Source organism: Streptomyces sp. NBRC 110035 (assembly GCF_000829695.1).
Lineage (GTDB): Bacteria > Actinomycetota > Actinomycetes > Streptomycetales > Streptomycetaceae > Streptomyces.
Genome location: NZ_BBNN01000058.1, coordinates 1 through 17685 on the forward strand (window position 1 = coordinate 1; position 17685 = coordinate 17685).

The 17685-nt window shown below is 68.1% G+C and carries 10 protein-coding genes; 8 read left to right on the top strand and 2 right to left on the bottom strand.

Annotated features, from left to right (window positions below):
- A partial coding sequence (locus TU30_RS31305) for an IS1380 family transposase (RefSeq protein WP_042176693.1) occupies positions 1 to 543 on the bottom strand: 543 nt, incomplete at its 3' end.
- A 380-nt stretch (positions 544 to 923) separates the two neighbouring features.
- Complete coding sequence (locus tag TU30_RS31310) at positions 924 to 1649, bottom strand: dienelactone hydrolase family protein (protein ID WP_042176667.1); 726 nt, start codon at positions 1647 to 1649, stop codon at positions 924 to 926.
- Positions 1650 to 2304: 655 nt separating this feature from the next.
- Between TU30_RS31310 and TU30_RS31315 the strand changes: the two genes are divergently transcribed.
- From TU30_RS31315 to TU30_RS31350, 8 genes are all read left to right on the top strand, one after another.
- Positions 2305 to 2901, top strand: coding sequence for an ATP-dependent Clp protease proteolytic subunit (locus TU30_RS31315; RefSeq protein WP_042176695.1), 597 nt, complete (start codon positions 2305 to 2307; stop codon positions 2899 to 2901).
- A 62-nt stretch (positions 2902 to 2963) separates the two neighbouring features.
- The gene (locus TU30_RS31320) at positions 2964 to 3620 is read left to right on the top strand and encodes an ATP-dependent Clp protease proteolytic subunit (protein ID WP_052479984.1); all 657 of its coding nucleotides are present in this window, start codon (positions 2964 to 2966) and stop codon (positions 3618 to 3620) included.
- Between the two features lie 743 nt (positions 3621 to 4363).
- Positions 4364 to 5557 carry a cytochrome P450 gene (locus tag TU30_RS31325; RefSeq protein ID WP_042176697.1) on the top strand — a complete coding sequence of 398 codons (1194 nt, stop codon included), beginning with the start codon at positions 4364 to 4366 and terminating at the stop codon, positions 5555 to 5557.
- Positions 5558 to 5717: 160 nt separating this feature from the next.
- Positions 5718 to 6770, top strand: coding sequence for a methyltransferase (locus tag TU30_RS31330; RefSeq protein WP_042176670.1), 1053 nt, complete (start codon positions 5718 to 5720; stop codon positions 6768 to 6770).
- 433 nt (positions 6771 to 7203) lie between these two features.
- Positions 7204 to 7950, top strand: a complete 747-nt coding sequence (locus tag TU30_RS31335; RefSeq protein ID WP_042176672.1) for an SDR family NAD(P)-dependent oxidoreductase — start codon at positions 7204 to 7206, stop codon at positions 7948 to 7950.
- Between the two features lie 85 nt (positions 7951 to 8035).
- The gene (locus tag TU30_RS31340) at positions 8036 to 9136 is read left to right on the top strand and encodes an SIS domain-containing protein (protein ID WP_042176674.1); all 1101 of its coding nucleotides are present in this window, start codon (positions 8036 to 8038) and stop codon (positions 9134 to 9136) included.
- A 100-nt stretch (positions 9137 to 9236) separates the two neighbouring features.
- Positions 9237 to 16448: a non-ribosomal peptide synthetase gene (locus TU30_RS31345; RefSeq protein ID WP_234308050.1), complete on the top strand. Its 7212-nt coding sequence runs from the start codon at positions 9237 to 9239 to the stop codon at positions 16446 to 16448.
- Positions 16445 to 17620 (top strand): FAD-dependent monooxygenase, encoded by a 1176-nt coding sequence (locus tag TU30_RS31350; protein WP_042176676.1) that lies wholly within the window; start codon positions 16445 to 16447, stop codon positions 17618 to 17620. Before TU30_RS31345 ends, TU30_RS31350 begins: the two co-directional genes overlap by 4 nt.
- Positions 17621 to 17685: the final 65 nt, after the last annotated feature.

Here is a 17685-nt window from a genome sequence, read left to right on the forward strand (position 1 = left end):
GGGCCCGTGGTCGACGAATCCCATGAGCGGGTGGTGGCCGTAGGACCGCTTCCAGGTCGGTGCCGCGTCCTCCTTGTCCGAGTGCGCGAGGACCAGCACCCCGTCGAGGTCCACGGTCACCGACCCGCCCGCATCGGGAGCCCTGGTCCCGGCCACCTTCCAGACCCGTGCTCGGGCTTCGGCCCGGGCGGCCCGGATCGCCCCCAGAGCCTTCTCGCCGGAGGCGGCGAGAGTGTCGAGGAGACGAGAGACCGTCGGGTCGGAGGCGACCGGCCCGAACACCGCCCGCTCGGCCCGCAGCATCCCGACATCCGCCAGGCAGTCCCCGCCCGCCGCGACCGCCAACGCCACGTCGAGCAGGACCTTGCCCGGATCGTGCACCGCCCGCGGCTTCCGCCACGGCCTCAGCGCCGCCGATATCGCGGTGTCCAGACCGGCCTTGCGGACCGTCTCGACCAGCAGCACCCCGCCGGCCTGGGAGACCACCGCCCGGCCCCCACCCTCGATGCGGACACGCGGGTATGACCCGATACTCTTCTTCACCTGAGAAGTGCTTCTTTCCACGGCACGATCTGGACCCTCGACAAGTCCTATCGTTGCAGGTCAGGAGCACTTCTCGCGTTTTTGGATCACGCTTCGGACAGCCCACCTCGTGAAAGCCCGAGGTTAGCAGGGTGTCCACTCCAGAAGGCAGCCTCACCCGTCTCCACCAGCTCCAGGCCCTCGGCCACCAAGTCGCCCTCACCCCGACAGCAGCCTGACTGACCCGTCCCACCGACATCCGTTCCGCAAGCGGCCCGGATGCTACCGCCTGCCGTCCCGAATATCGATTTGCCGATCAGCATCCCAACCCCCACCTCAGTTGCGCCGTTTGATTGACAGAGCCCACAGGGGCTTCCCGCCGAGGGAAGGCCCCCTGTGCGTCATTCCGCCAAGGGCAAGCACTCGGTGAGCAGGTCCACGACATCGCGCCAAGCGCGCTGTGCGTGCCGCGGGTGGTGGGCGACGCCGGGGACCACCGGCTGGTCGACGGGAGGGTGGTGGAAGGCGTGCAAGGCGCCGCCGTAGAGCACGAGACGCCAGTCGACACCCGCATCCTGTATCTCGGCGGCGAACGCCTCGCGCTGTGCCGGAGGCATGATCGGGTCATCCGATCCGACCCCGGCCCATACCGGGCACCGGATGCGTGCCGCCTCGCCCGGCCGGCCGGTGGTGAGTGCGTTGACTGTGCCGATCGCCCGCAGGTCGACGCCGTCGCGGCCGAGTTCCAGCGCGATCGCACCCCCGGTGCCGTAACCGATGGCGGCGATCCGGTCGGGGTCGGTGCGCGGTTCGGCGCGCAGGATGCCGAGGGCCGCGTGGCCGATGTCCCGCATCCTCCGTGGGGCGCAGAGCAGAGGGGTGACGCGCGCCAGCATCTCCTCGGGGTCGGTGAACCAGCGTCCGCCGTTGATGTCGAAGGCCAGTGCCACATAGCCGAGTTCGGCCAGGGCATCGGCGCGGCGCCGCTGGAAGTCGTTTAGCCCCGGTCCCTCGGGGCCGATCAGGACCGCGGGTCGACGGCCGCTGCCGGCCGGGAGCGCGAGGTGGCTGACCATGGTCAGGCCGTCGGCCGGATAGGTGACCGTGCGCGTCGTAACCGTCGTCATGCGAACAGACTGTAATGACCAGGGAGCTGTTCCGGACGGCTGCTGCCACCGAGGGTGAGGGCTCGGTATGCGTCTGACGTGCAGTCTTCCTTCGCGGATTGCCGCCTGTGGGTCGACCGGACGGCTGACGTCGCTCGCGTACCGGTGTTGACGCAGAGTCAGAAGAGGGGGCAGTGAAACACCGGGGTCGGCATTCCTGTTGCGTGGGTCCCGTGATCATGAAGTCGCCATCGGGGAAACGGGCAGTGCGTTGTTCGTTGGGGGCGTCCAGGCCGTCCGGCCTTTCCGGGCCGGCATTTCGTTCTGGCTTGATCCAGGCGTCGATTATTCCCCTATGTGTCCATGAATGAGTGGGTGGGCTCGCGGCCCGGCCGCCCTATGCCCGGGAGGGGGCAATGTATTCCCCCTATTTTCACGCCACTTGAGTGCGGTGCACGTTCTCTGCTCTCAGCGAAGCGCTCGCCTTTTCTCAACGGAGCGGGCTGATTCACGTGTTAGCTTCACAGTGCATGAGGTGGGGCGAACGCACCTGCCGCTACGCCCGGTGGGCACCGGATTGGCGGGCGGAGTCCTAGCCCCGCCAAAGGTGCCGCGCGCGAACAAAGGAGTGGAACAGATGAGTAACCGGCAGTTGCCTCTCGAAGCACAGCAGACGATGCCCTATGCCCGCGCCAACGGTGACAACATTGGCGTGGATGCGGTCTACAACCGCCTTCTCGACGACCGGATCATCTTTCTGGGCAAGGAAGTCGACGACGAAATCGCCAACCGTATTACCGCGCAGATGCTGATGCTCGCCTCGGATCCGACCCGTGACATCTACCTGTACATCCACTCGCCGGGTGGCTCGGTCACCGCAGGTATGGCTGTATACGACACGATGCAGTACATCAAGAACGATGTCGTGACCATAGCGATGGGGTTCTGTGCCTCCATGGGGCAGTTCCTCCTCACTGCCGGTACGAAGGGCAAGCGTTTCGCGCTGCCGCACACCAAGATCCTGATGCACCAGCCTTCGGCGGGCCTCGGGGGCTCGGCCTCCGACATCAAGGTCTACATGGACCAACTGATTCGCACCAAGCAGGAGATGGCCGAGCTCATCGGCCACCACTCCGGCCAGGACGCCGAGACGATCACGCGTGACTCCGACCGGGACCGCTGGTTCACCGCCCAAGAGGCCAAGGAGTACGGCCTGATCGACGAGGTCCTGTCGTCGGGCGATAATCACCCCACCCTCGGATCGATCGCCTAGTCGCCTTCTTGACCAGTACGTTCGGCCATCCCCCAGAAGGGGCAAGTCTAGTGAGCACGTCCGTGTCCATCCCAGCGGCGGGTCCGTCCGGATCCGGCCGTCTGCGCCCTGAAAGCCGCTACGTGACGCCGCGCTTCGTCGAGCGCACCGCGCAGGGCACCAGGGAGTACGACCCTTACGCGAAGCTCTTCGAGGAGCGTGTGATCTTCCTCGGCCATGAGCTCGACGACGTTGTGGCGAACGACATCATGGCCCAGTTGCTGTGCCTTGAGTCCATGGATCCGCATCGGGACATCTCCATGTACATCAACTCGCCCGGTGGCGATCTCACGTCGCTCACCGCGGTGTACGACACGATGCAGTTCGTGCAGCCCGACATCCAGACGGTCTGCCTGGGGCAGGCCAACTCGGTGGCCGCCGTGGTCCTGGCTGCGGGCACGGCCGGCAAGCGCCTGGCGCTACCGGGGGCCCGGGTCGTCCTCAGTCAGCCGCACAGCCCCGGCAGTCAGGGCCAGGTCTCAGACCTGGTGATCCATGGCTGTGAGGTGCAGCGCCAGCGAGAGCTTGTCGAGGGGTTCCTGGCCCGCCACACCGGCCGTGATGTCGCCAAGGTCCACGAGGACACCGAGCGTGACCGCGTGCTCACAGCGGAGCAGGCCCTAGAGTTCGGGATCGTCGACCAGGTGGTGACCCCGCGTTCGGTCGCAGGGGTCCGCTGACTCCTCCCGTTCCTTCTGTGCTGCCGCCGCCGTCTCGGTGTGCGGCCGCGCAGGCCCCCTGAAGGGTGGCTGCGCAGCCGCGGTCCGGCCCCGGCTCCATGGACCGGGGCCGGGCGCTTGAGTACTGTGCACCATTCCGAACACCGTGAGCCCGGCGCAAGCGAAGAAGTATCTCGCTGGGCTCTTTGGCATGTCCGAAATTCGTGAGTGCTCCGGAACCCGGCGGCAGCTTTCCCGTGGGTCGGCGACGCGATTTTAGAATTTCTAACGAAACGCCAGCAGTCCCGGCGCGATGTTCGAGCCGCCCCGCCCCGCCCCGCCCCGTCGCGATGTGCGAGTTGAGTAGGGCTGCCAGACTCAGATTTTCCACAGGCGACTTTAAGTCACTGGGTGGACCGTGTTCGGCCGAGTCCCGGCCATTGCGCCGTGTTGGCCAGGGATTTAGCGGTTGCGCAGCGCACGATTCACGCCAGTGGTGCGGATGCGAGCACCTTGAACCTCTTGTGTGACCACCGGGATTGGTGTTGCATCTGTGGCTAGAGAAACTATCTAGGTGAACGGACGTGACGAGGCGAAGTCTCACGCTCGCTTCGGCATTGTTAAGTGAGCGGCCGTGCTCGGAGTGGTCGGCGGGGGCCGGTAGCCCGGGCCTGAGGGAAGGGAATTCTGTCGTGACCGAGACCGAGAAAGCCGCCGATCCCGCGATACCCGACTTAACCGACCGGCCCGACAGCCCCGGCGGGATCGAGGTGCTCGCCTCGCTCAGCCCCGACTTCGACGCCGACCCGTACACCGCCTTCGCGCGGCTGCGCGAGCGCGGTCCGGTGCACCAGGTAGTGACGCCCGACAGGGGCGTGGTGTGGCTCGTGGTCGGGTACGAGGCCGCGCGCGAGGCTTTCACCGCCCCGCAGCTCAGCCGGGACTGGCATCGCGAGTGGCGCCAGACCGGCTGGAGCCCGCCGTACGCCCTGAACATGCTCGGCAACACCAACATGCTGATGAGCGACCCGCCCCACCACACCCGACTGCGGAAGCTGGTGGCGGGGGAGTTCACGGCCCGGCGGGTCGAAGGAATGCGGGGGCGCATCCAGGAGATCACCGACGAGCTGCTGGACCGCATGACGGCGGACGGAGCGCGCCGCGCCGACCTCATCGAGGCGTTCGCTTCCCCGCTGCCCATGATCGTCATCTCGGAACTGCTCGGCGTCCCCGGCCTGGACCGCGCTTCCTTCCACGCCTGGTCCAACGAGACCCTCGCGCCCACCAGCCCCGAGGCGGAGAAGGAGGCGTACGAGCAGATCATGCCGTATCTCACAGGGCTCATCGCCGCCAAGCGCGAGAGCCCCGGGGAGGACCTGCTCAGCGCCCTCGTCCACACGGTCGACGAGGGCGGCGACCGGCTCACCGAGGACGAGCTGGTCTCGTTGGCCTTCCTGCTGCTCGTCGCCGGGCACGAGACGACGGTCAACACGATTGGCAACGGGGTGCGCGCGCTCTTCGCGCACCCCGAGCAGTTGGCGGCCGTACGGGCCGATCCGGCGGGGCTGGCGGCGGGGCTGGTGGAGGAGACGCTGCGCTACGACGGGCCGGTGGCGACCACCACGCCACGCATCGCCCTGGAGGAGACCGAGATCGGCGGCGTACCGGTGCCGCGCGGTGCCATCGTGCTGATCGCCATGGCCGGCGCGGACCACGACCCGGCGCGCTTCCCCGGTCCGGAACGCTTCGACGTACGGCGGCGCGAGGCCCGGGGCCATCTCTCCTTCGGGCACGGGATCCACTTCTGCCTGGGCGCCCCCCTCGCCCGCCTCGAGGGCGAGGTGGCGCTGCGCGCACTATTGGAGCGCTGCCCGGACCTGACGGCGGACGGGGAGCCGGGGGAGTGGCTCCCGGGGATGCTGATCCGGGGGGTGCGGGAGCTGCCGGTGCGGTGGTGATACGCCCGCCGCGGGCTGACGGGCGGGTGAGTGATCGCGGCGTGCCGTATGTCTATTCCGCATCGAGCATCAGCCGGAGAAAACTGCACCTTGCGGAACTTGACTACTCCATGGCTGAAAACGCTTGCTCGCGACTTGCAAAGAACGTGGAGGACAAACTATGAAGGAATCTCCGGAGACGGCCTTGGATGAGCTGTGGGAGCTGGTGTACACCAGCTTCAGGTTCCCGTTCATGCACGCCGCTCTGCGTCTTGAACTCTTCACCCTGCTCAAGAACCGGCCGGGCATCAGTCTTTACGAGATCACCGCCGAGCTCGGACTGCAGGAACGTGCCGGACACACGCTGCTCCTCGGGTGCTGTGCGTTCGGCCTCGTACGCAAGGAGGGCGACGGCTACCACAACACCGCGGCCACCGACCTGCTGGCTGGCGATCAGGACGCGTTCATGCCGGTGATCGTCCGCTACACCCACGAGATGCTGTACCAGCCGATGGGCTGGCTCCACGAGTCGTTAGTGAACAACGAGAACGAGGGGCTGCATCGCGAACTGCTCGCCGATTCCCCGGCGACCACGCTCTACGAGCTCCTCGGAGAGGACAAAGATCTGGAGCGGGTCTTCACGGCCATGATGGAGCACCAGAGCCGCTCGGTGGTCGAGGACCTCGTCAACGCCGTGGACTTCTCGTCGTACAAGAAGGTGCTGGACGTCGGCGGAGGCACCGGGACCAACTCCATCGGTTTCGCGCAGCGCTGGCCGCATCTTCGGGCAACCATCCTCGAACTGCCCAACGTGGCGGAGATGGCCGCCGCCCGCATCGCCGAGGCCGGCCTCTCCGAGCGCATCAACGCGGTCGGGACCGACATCTGGAAGGACGAGTTCCCCTCGTCCCACGACTGTGTCGTCTACTCCCGTTTCCTTGAAATCTGGTCGCCCGATCAGGTCCGCGACCTCTTCGCGAAGACGTACCGCGCGCTGGAGCCGGGCGGTCACATGGTGATCGTCGCGTGTGCCCAGGACGACGACGAGACCGGGCCCGCCCACGCCGCGTTCATGGCGGGGTACCTCCATACGATCGCGTCACCCGAGGGCCGTATCTACACGGCGCAGGAATTCGAGCAGTGGTACACCGAAGCGGGCTTCGAGCCGATGGACCGCCAGTACCCGGGCCGTTTCGACGTCATCCTGCGTGCCCGCAAGCCCCTCGCCGGGTGAGTCCGGTCCGTTCCATGCCGCCCTGCCGATCCGTCAGGCGGGCGACTCCGACCGTCTGACACGGGGCGGCCCGCCCGTCACTGCGCGGCCGGATCACTTCGACGGGGCCCTGCGCCCGGGTGACGCACCTTCGGGTCCTCATGTCCGTGCACCCATGCGTTCCCGCATCCCCCACCCGGGCGCCGTGCGCCAACGTACAGGCCGTCCCATCCCTCCACGCAGCATGCGTGTGTGCGAGCTGCACGCCTCCGTGCGGCTCCGCGCGCGGCCGCGCAACGGCGCTGAGCGCCGCCCCGCGCTGCCGACACCTGATCCGGACCGCATCACCGTCCCCCTGTCGTCACCCCACTCGCCTTCCCGCCTCCTTGGTGTCGGGGCGGGGCGGCGTGCCCTGTTCGTGTCCTCGGCGCCGCATCCAAGAAAGGGAGCTCGAGTGAATTCGCCCGACAGGCTTGCCATCGTTACCGGCGGAACCAAGGGAATTGGTCTCGCTTTCAGTCACCGTCTGGCCCGGATGGGATTCCGGGTGGTCGCCACGTATCGTAGTGACGAAGAGTCGGCGAATCTTGCTCTGCAAGAGGTGGAGAAGGGGCTGTCTGTCGTACGGTCGAATGTGTCCGACCCCGACGAAGTCGCCGAACTCGCGGAACTCGTACGGACCGAGCACGGAGTCCCGCAGGTCCTGGTGAACAATGCCGGCCTTAATATCGACCGTCCGGTGCTTGAGATTTCCGACTCCGACTGGCGCCGGGTATTGGACACCAATCTGTCCGGCCCGTTCTATATGACGCGGGCCTTCGCCCCGGTCATGCTGGAGGCCGGCGGCGGTTCCATCGTCAACATCGGTGCGACCACAGCGATTCGGCCCCGGATGAACGGCGCCAACTATTGTTCGAGCAAAGCCGGGATGCTTCATCTCACCAAGTGCCTGGCCATGGAACTTGCTCCGAGTATCCGCGTGAACTGCCTCATTCCGGGAATGATCGACACGGAAGAAATGCGTACACGCTACCGCTTGGCCGAGCCGGAGTGCATGGATGCGTTGCTGAGTGAGATACCGCAGCGTCGGATAGGTGCCACCGAAGAGATGGCGGACGCGCTGGAATTCCTGGTGGGCGAGGGGGCCACGTACATCACGGGGCAGAAGCTGATTGTGGACGGCGGCCAGTTCATGTGGTGAAGCACTCGGTGCACAACTGGGGCGCACGCTCGCTCCTGCTGGAATCGGCAGCACTCCATTAATTTCCCCATGAAGAGGAATACTCATGCGATCACGCCTTGAGCGCTACCAGGAGTTCCTGGAGCAGGAGTACCGAATAGGGTTCACCAAGTTCGACGAGTATGACATATCCGGTATCTCGTCCGACCTCCTGAAGAGGCTGAAGGACGGTCACTTCACGCGCATCGTCTTCAGTGGAATGGGCTGCTCGGCCATCGTGTCGGACGTAATAAAGGTGTTCTTCAACTCGATCCGCAGTGGCCTCGAAGTGTATGTCTTCAACGACTACGACTTCGAGTACCTTGTTCCGCGCGCGGTGATCGAGGACGAGCGCACGCTCATCATCCTGAGTTCGTACAGTGGCTACTCCAACGAGCCGGTCCGTGCCTTCCACGCGCTGCGCCCCATGCATGACCGGGTGCTGCTGCTCACCTCGGGCGGCCGGCTAGGCGAGCTGGGCGAGGAGCACGGCGTGTCCATCGCGCGCTGGACGCTGAGCAAGCCGGACCGCGAGTACCCGCTGTTCCACGTGGGCCAGTACTTCTCGATCCTGGTCGACATGTTCCTGCAACTCGGTCTGCTGGACAAGGACTACGGGCCCGAGGTCCGTTCCCTGGCCGAGGACCTGCGGACCGACTTCACCCCCGAGTTACGTGCCCTGGCCGCGGACGCCGCCGCGCGCAGCGAGAACGCCAACGTCATCATGCTCGGTTCACCCAAGTGGCACGAGAGCCTGCTGAAGTTGGCCAAGATGCACTTCAACGAAATCGCTATGGTGCCGGCGACGCGCAACTATTTCCACGAGTTCTGCCACAGCGAGGTGGCCACGCTCACCGACCCTGAGCGCAGGCACAGCATCATCGTCTTCTCTGACCCGGAAGAGGACGAATACACCCGGGCCAAGCGGAAGAATCTGGTGTCGTTGCTGACTGCGCCGATCCCGCAGAACGCAAAGGTCACCGTCACCGAGATCGAACTCGGCCAGTCGACTTTCATTCGGCAGTACTTCACCGCTCTGGAGTTCGTCCAGTACCTCACTCTCGATCTGGGCAAGGCGCGGGAGACGAAGTCGCGCAACCTCATATCCGAGGCTGCAGGAAACCCCTGGTACCACGGCAGCACCATCGCCGCGGAGAACGGCGGCTGATACGGGTGTGCGGCGTCGGCCGCGGCGAGCGTAGGGCATCGGAGAAGACAGTCGAACCGCTCAGGAAATGAAGGCAAGAGCCGAGGAAAATGGAGCGATCGTGAATCGACGGGAGCGTTACTCCCTCACGGCCTACCAGCAGGATATTTGGGCTGCGAACTCTCTCTTTCCAGATCTCCCGCAGTTCAACTGCTTCATCACCGACCGGTTCACCGGTGACGTGGACGCCGACCTCCTCAAGGCGTGCCTGCGCCGTGCGGTCGACCGCAACGATGCATTCCGGATCCGGATCGACCCGGAGGAGGGAACTCCGCGCCAGTGGGCCGAGGATGAGGCTTACGACATCCCGACGATCGACCTTTCCGATGCCCCATCGCCGCGGGATTCCTGCGAGGCATGGATCAAGGACGCGTTCGATGTGCCATTCGAGGTGGAACGCAGCCGGCTGTTTACGCTCGCGGTCCTCAAGGAGGGCGAGGGAGTCTTTCATTCCTACGTCAAGGTGCACCACATCGTCGCGGACGCCTGGGGCCTGAACCTCTTCATGTCCCAAGTCCGCGCCGAATATGACCAGATACGAAGGACCGGGCGGTTCGAAGAGCCGTCCGTGCCGTCGTACCTGGAATTCACAGAGGACGAGCGCCGCTACCGTGCCTCGGACGACCACGCGGATGCCCGGGCCTATTTCCAGAAGCAGTTGCGAGGTGTCTCCCCGTCCCTCTTCCGCCGCTCGGCCCCGGCCGGCTCCCGCAGCAGTGCCCGCCACAGCTTCATGATCGAACGCGGTGTCATCGAGAGCATCCGTGAACGCGGTCATTCGGTCTTCGCGTTCGTCGCGGGCGCCTTCGCCGTCTACCTGTCGCGGGTGCACGGCAGCGACGAAGTTGTCCTGGGCGTACCGCTGCTGAACCGGCCCACCACTGAGCAGAAGCAGACCGTAGGCCACTTCGCGAACACCCTGCCGCTGCGGGTGCCAGTCGGCGAGGACCGTACGATGAGCGAGCTCGTCGCCGAGGTGCAGGCATCGACCCGGGAGCTCAAGCCCCACGAGCGCTTCTCCCTGGGCGACCTGCTGCGCTGCGTACCGCTCCAGGAGAGCGGCCCCAAGAGGCTGTTCGACACCACCATCGCCTATCTGCGCTGGCCCAGTCCGCTGGCCGTCCAGGGCGTGGAGTACGAGACCGTCGTGCAGGCGCGTGCCCACGACGACGACGTGCTGGCCGTGGTCGTCAACGAACTGGACGACATCGGTGACGTCCTGGTCGACATGGACTACGCCCTGGACGTGTTCGACGCGGACTTCCCCGTGGAGTCGGTGGCCACCCACATCGAGGCGATCCTCAAGGGTGCGCTCGCGGGGGCGGACCTGCCGCTGTCGCAGATCCCCATGATCGGCGAGGAGGAGCGGACCGCCCTGATCGCGACGGGCACCGGCCCGGTGCACGCGTTCACCGAGGACGCCACTGTCCACGCGCTCTTCGAGCGGCAGGCGGCGCGGACGCCCGACCGGGTGGCCGTCGTCACCGACGGCCCCGCACAGTCGCTGACCTTCGCCCGCCTCGACGGCTGGGCCAACCACATTGCGCACCAGCTGCGTGAGGACGGCGTGCAGACGGGCGACCGGGTCGCCGTGGTGGCCGAGCGCGGCCCGCACCTCGTCGCAGCGGTCCTGGGCGTCCTCAAGGCAGGTGCCGCCTACGTCCCCGTCGACCCGGGCCACCCCGAGGAGCGGGTCCGGTTCGTCCTGGCGGACAGCAAGGTGGCAGCGGTGCTGCTGGGCAGCACCGTGCCCACCGCCCTGGTGGGCGATGCCGTGCCCGTACGGCGCCTGGAGGCCGCGGCGTCCACCATGCCCGCCGCACCGGTCCCGCTGGGCGGACCGCAGGACCTCGCGTACGTCATCTACACCTCCGGATCCACCGGGCGGCCCAAGGGCGTGCAGATCGAACACCGCTCCGTGGTGAACCGGCTGGAGTGGATGCAGCGCCGCTACCCAGTCGGCGAGGGGGACGTCCTGCTGCAGAAAACGCCGGCGACCTTCGACGTGTCGGTGTGGGAGCTGTTCTGGTGGGCGCTCACCGGGGCTGGCCTGGCGATGTTGCCGCCCCGCGGGGAGCGCGACCCCGAAGCCATCCTCCGCACCGTACGAGCACACCGGGTGAGCGTGGTCCACTTCGTGCCGTCGATGCTCGGTCCCTTTCTCGACCTGGTCGAGGAGGACCCGGCCCGAGCGGCGGACGCTGCATCCCTGCGCCAGGTGTTCTGCAGCGGTGAGGCGCTGACACCCGCTCATGTGTACCGCTTCAACCGGGTGTTCGCGGCTGCCGGTGCCACGGCTCCCCGGCTGGTCAACCTCTATGGCCCCACCGAGGCCACGGTCGACGTCACGTACTACGACTGCCCCGGCGGAACGGACGGGGAGGTGCGCCGGGTGCAGATCGGGCGGCCGATCGACAACATCCGGTTGTACGTGGTCGGCGCGCACGGGCACCTCCAGCCCGCCGGCGTCGCCGGTGAGCTGTGCATCGCGGGCGTGGGCGTGGCGCGCGGCTATCTGGACCGACCCGAGCTGGACGCCGCGGCGTTCGTGGCAGACCCGTTCACGCCTGGCGGGCGCATGTACCGGACCGGCGACAGGGCGCGGTGGCTGGCGGACGGCACCCTGGAGTACCTGGGGCGACTGGACGATCAGGTCAAGATCCGCGGCAACCGCGTGGAGCTGGGCGAGGTGGGCAACCGCCTGGCGGCCTGCCCGGGCGTGCGGGACGCCCTCGTGGTGGACCGGACCGCGCCGGACCGTGGCGTGCACCTGGTGGGCTACTACGTGGCGGACGAGGAGGTGGGGGCGGCCCGCCTCCGGTCCCAACTCCTGGACTCGCTGCCGGAGTTCATGATCCCGGCGCACTTCGTGCGGATCGACCGGATACCGCTGACCACGAACGGCAAGGCCGACCGGCGGCGGCTGCCCGCTCCTACGGTGGAGACGGACACCGGCGCGCAGACGCCGTCCAACGAGACTGAGGCGAAGCTCGCGGCGGCCTGGGCGGCCGTACTGGGAACCGACGCGGTCGGCGTCGACCAGGACTACTACTCCCTGGGCGGGGACTCGATCCAGATGCTCCGCATCCAGGCGGAGGCACGGCGTGCAGGGGTCCACTTCACCCTGGCCGACATGGTCCGCAACCCCACCGTCGCCGCGCTCGCGGCGGCCGCGACGACCGCACCGCGGGAGGAAGAGGACGCACCGCTCGCACCGTTCACTCTGGTTCCGAGCGTCGACCGGGCGCGGCTGACCGGCCTGGCGGACGCCTACCCGGCCACCCGGCTGCACCTGGGCCTGCTTTACCACAGTCGGGAGCACGAGAAGTCGTGCGTCTACCACGACGTCTTCCGCTACTCGCTGAAGTCGCCGTGGGACGAGCAGGCGCTGCGCCGCGCCTTCGACGGCCTGGTACGGCGCCATCCGGTGCTGCGCTCCGCCTTCGACCTCGGCGGCTACTCCGAGCCGCTCCAGCTGGTGCACCGGCAGGCCGACGGCGGACTGCAGATCGTGGACCTGCGCAGCCTCGGCGAGCAGGAGGCGCAGGACGAGGTGGACCGGCACGTCCAGGAACGGCGCTACCACGAGTACCGTCTGGACCAGCCGCCGCTGTACCTGTTCCGCATGCACGTCCTGCGCGACCGCCTGGAGCTGGTCTTCAGCTTCCACCACGCGATCCTCGACGGCTGGAGCGTGGCCACGCTGGTGCGCGAACTGCTCCAGGACTTCCTCCACCACGCCGGACAGCCCGTCGCCGCCGTCCCGTCGCAGGAGCTGCCCTCGCCGGCCCTGTACGTACGCGAGGAGCGCCGGGCCCTCGCCTCGGAGGAGAGCAAGCAGTACTGGCAGCGGCTGCTCGACGGCGCCGAACTGGCCCAGCTCGACGGCCTGCGGCCCTACGAGCCCGTGGGCGACACGGGTCTCATCGTGCACCGGGTGGAGTTGCCGGACGGCCTGGCCGACCGGGTGGGCCGCCTAGCGCGCACCCACGACCTGCCGGTCAAGTCCGTGCTGCTCGCAGCGCACTGCCTGACGCTGCGGCTGTTCTCCGACGCAGAGGACATAACCACCGGCCTGGTCACCGGCGGACGGCCGGAGCAGGCCAACGCCGAACGGATCACCGGGCTGTTCCTGGAGACGCTGCCGCTGCGCCTGGACGCTCAGCCGCGTTCCTGGCTGGCCTCAGCGCGCGAGGTGTACGCACAGGAGCGGGAGAGCCATCCCCACCGGCGCTACCCGCTCAGCGCCATCCAGGAGGACCGTGGCGGGGACGTCGTCTTCGACACGGCCTTCAACTACGTCGACCCGCACGTGCTCACGTCGCTCTTCGAGGGCACCGGCATGGAGCTGACCGAGTTCAGGACCTGGGAGGAAACGAACTTCAATCTCCTGGTCAATGCCGTGGTCGACCCGGTGGACGAGCGCCTGTGGCTGCGTATGGACTGCGACGGACGCACCTTCTCGCGCTCCCAGGTCGAGAGCATCGGACAGACGTACGTCGCCATCCTCCGGCGGATCACCGAGCAACCCGAAGGGGACGTGGACTTCGCCTTCCTGGGCGGCGGGCGCGTACCCGCCGCGCAGCTCGCGGGGGAGGCGCCCGCGGACGTCATCCGGCTGATCGGCGAGCACGTCGCCCGTACGCCCGACGCGGTGGCCGTCAGCTGCGGTGCGCGCAGCTGGACGTACGCCCAGCTCGACGCGGCCGCGAACCGGATAGCCCACGGCCTCATCGGCGCCGGAGTGCGCACCGGTTCCACCATCGGCATCGCCATGGACCGTTCGCCCGAGACCCTGGCGACCGTCCTGGGCGTGGGGAAGGCCGGAGCCACCTGCGTTCCGCTCGACGTCAGCTACCCGCGGGCCCGGCTCGCGGTGATGACCGCCCAGGCCGATCCGCTGTGGATCGTCACCAACGAGACGCACGCACTGCTCTTCGACGACTCCTCCCGGCTGCTGTACGTTGACGGGCTGCTCGAGGCCGAACCGGACCCAGGTGGCGCCGCGGAACTGCCGGAGATCACCGGTGAGACCGTCGCCTACCTGCTTTTCACCTCCGGGTCCAGCGGCGAGCCCAAGGGCGTCGAACTCCCGCACCGGGTGCTCGCCAACTACATGCGCTGGCAGGTGCCCTCCGCCAGCGGCGCGGCGGGCGGCAAGACCCTCCAGTTCGCCCCCTTGAGCTTCGATGTGGCGTTCCAGGAGATCTACTCCACACTGTGCGGCGGCGGCACCCTGCAACTGCTCGCCGAGGACGAGCGGCGGGACATGCCGGCCCTGCTGAGGCTTCTGGACCGCGAGGAGGTGGAGCGCGTCTTCATGCCCTACGTGGCGCTCCAGCAGCTCGCGGAGACGTCCCAGGCGCTGGGCATCCGCCCGCGTGCCCTGCGGGTGATCATCTCCTCCGGTGAGCAGCTGAGGATCACCGACGAGATCCGCCAGTTCTGTGCCGCGCGGCCGGACACCGTACTGGAGAACCAGTACGGGCCGACCGAGACCCACCTGCTGACCCACCACACCATGACCGGTGACCCGGCCCTCTTCCCCGACCTGCCGCCCGTCGGCGTCCCCGTGGACGGTATCGAGTTGCACCTGCTCGACGGCCTCATGCGGCCGGCCCCGGCGGGCGCCAAGGGAGAGATCTACGTCGGCGGGGTGTGCCTGGCCCACGGCTACCGCAACCGTCCCGACCTGACCGAGCAGCGGTTCGTACCGCACCCGTCCGGTGAGACGGGTGCCCGCCTCTACCGGACGGGCGACCTCGCCAGGGTCATGCCCGACGGCAACCTCGCATGGCTGGGACGCGCCGACTCCCAGGTGAAAGTGCGTGGCTTCCGGGTCGAGCTAGCCGAGGTCGAACTGGCCATCGCCAAGCTCGCCGAGGAGCAGCCCGCGTCCGGTATCCGCGAGGCGGCGGTGGTGTCGCGGCGCCGGGAGGGCGGCGACGCGTTCCTCGCGGCGTTCCTCGTCGGCGACCCCGAGGCCGTGGACCTGGATGAGGTGCGCAGCCGGTTGCGGGCGGTGCTGCCGGACTACATGATGCCCTCGCACCTGGAGTGGCTGGCGAGCCTGCCCCTGACGCCCAGCGGCAAGCGGGACGACGCGCTGCTGCGCCGCATGCCGCTGTCCGCGCCGCCGTCGGACGCCACCGAACCCGCCGACGAGCACGAGAAGGCGCTGGTGGGCATCCTGGCGGAACTGCTGGAACTGCCCGCGGTGGGCGTGCGGGACAACTTCTTCGACATCGGGGGCACCTCACTGACCGCGATGCGGCTGGTGATGACGATCGAGAAGCGCTACGGCGTCAGCGTTCCGCTCTCGGCGTTCGTCGCCGCCCCGACCGTCGCCGGGCTGGCCCAACGCCTGCGGGGCAGCGACGCGGCGGCCCGGTTCGACCCGGTCGTGCCGATCCGCACCGAGGGGGACAAGCCGCCGCTGATTCTGGTCCATCCGCTGGGCGGCCATGTGCTGTGCTACGTACGCCTCGCCCGTCACCTACCGCAGGACCAGCCGGTCTACGCGCTTCAGGCGTGGGGGACCGTGCCGGGCACGGAGCCGCTCAGCTCGATCCCGGAGATGGCGGCGGGCTACCTGGAGGCCGTGCGGCGCGCGTGTCCCGAAGGGCCGTACGTGATCGGAGGATGGTCCTTCGGCGGCTTCATCGCCTTCGAGATGGCGCGCCAGCTGCGCCGCAGTGACCCGGGCGCCCTGCATGGCACCGTGCTGATCGACCCGATCGCTGTCAAGCAGGGGGAGCGGCCCAACATCGCCGACCACTCGCTGCTGGAGTGGTTCTTCTGGGAGCTGCTGTGGATGGAGCGCGGTGGCACCGCACCGGTGGTCTCGCTGCCGGACGGTCTGGAGGAGGCGGCGAAGTTCGACTTCATCGTCGGACACGCCATGCGGGCAGGGGTCCTGCCCGCAGGAAGCTCGCGCACCACCGTGCGGCGCCTGTTCCAGATGTTCAAGGCGCACTGGCGGGCGATCCTCACCTACCAGCCCGAACCGGGCGACGAGGACGTGGTGCTGCTGCGCGCGACCTCGGAGCTGCCGGAGATCCTCCAGCCGATGCACGGAGCAGCACAGAGCCTGCATGCGGACCCCACCAACGGCTGGGGCGACCTGATCACGGGCCGGCTCCAGGTGGTCGACGTCCCCGGTGACCACCTGGTGCTCCTGGAGGAACCGCACGTGAACGTCGTTGCCGAGAAGGTGGCACAGGCGGTGGCCGGCCGACCGGGCCGACGACTGTCGGAGAGGAGTGGGAAATGACGGAGTCCCCCCCGCGCAAGGCCCTCATAATCGGAGCGGGTATCGGCGGCCTCGCCGCCGCCGCGGCGCTGCGCCGTGTGGGCGTCGAGGTACAGGTCTTCGAGCGGGCTCCCGAGCTGCGGCCGGGTACCACGGCGGTGTCGCTGATGTGCAACGCGGTCCTGGCACTGCGCAGCATCGACATCGACATCGCCCCGGGCCTGGACAAGCGTGGTGCGGTGTTCGACGAGCTCAAGTTCCTCACTCGGCGGGGCCGTCCGATCAGGGCGCTTCCGTTCCGGGAAGTCTCGGACCGGCTGGGGGCGTCAAACTACGCCGTCCACCGGGCCGACCTCCAGCAGACGCTGCTGGACGCCCTCGGGGACGAGAGAGTCATCGAACTCGATTCCGCGGCAGCGGAGTTCGTCAGCGGCGAGGACGGGGTCGAGGTCACCTTCGAGGACGGCAAAACCGCCTCGGGCGACTTCCTGATCGGGGCGGACGGCTTCAACTCGGCGATTCGCAGGCAGGTGGCGGGCGCCGACGAGCCGCGGCCCGGCAACTACGCGTGCTGGCTGGCCACGGTGCCCTTCACGCACCCGCGGATGAGCAAGGGCTACGCAGCGCACTACTGGGGGCGTGGACAGCGTTTCGGCCTCGCCGACATCGGCCGTGGTCGCGCCTACTGGTGGGCGACGAAGAACGTGCCCCCGGGCGCCTCCGGACACCTGCGGCGCGGCAAGGAAGGGCTCGCGGGCCTCTTCGCGGGCTGGGCCGACGAGGTGCAGGAGGCGATCCGCACCACCCCCGAGGAATCGATCGTCCGCATCACCGCCCAGGACCGCCCGTTCCTCCAGCGGTGGGGCACCGGACGTACGACCCTGCTCGGCGACGCGGCCCACCCGATGCTTGTGAGTCTGGGCCAGGGGGCGGCGCTGGCCATCGAGGACGCCGTCGTCCTCGCCCAGCACCTGCGCGCGACAGCGGACCCGGTCGCGGCGCTGCGCGGCTACGAGGACGAGCGCAGGCCGCGGACGGAGGGGCTGGTCGCCGCGGCCCGTGCGCTGAGCGAGACCGAGCAGCTGGAGGGCCTCTTTCCCGCCCTGGCGCGCGACCTCTACTTTCGGTTCACACCGCTGTCCAAGCTGACCAGTCAGAACGAAGCGGTCCTCACCTGGCCCCCACTGGGCTGACCACACCCCATGACCGCTGATGGCCGACCTGCGGGTGGGCATACACGTGCCCACCCGCGGCCGCA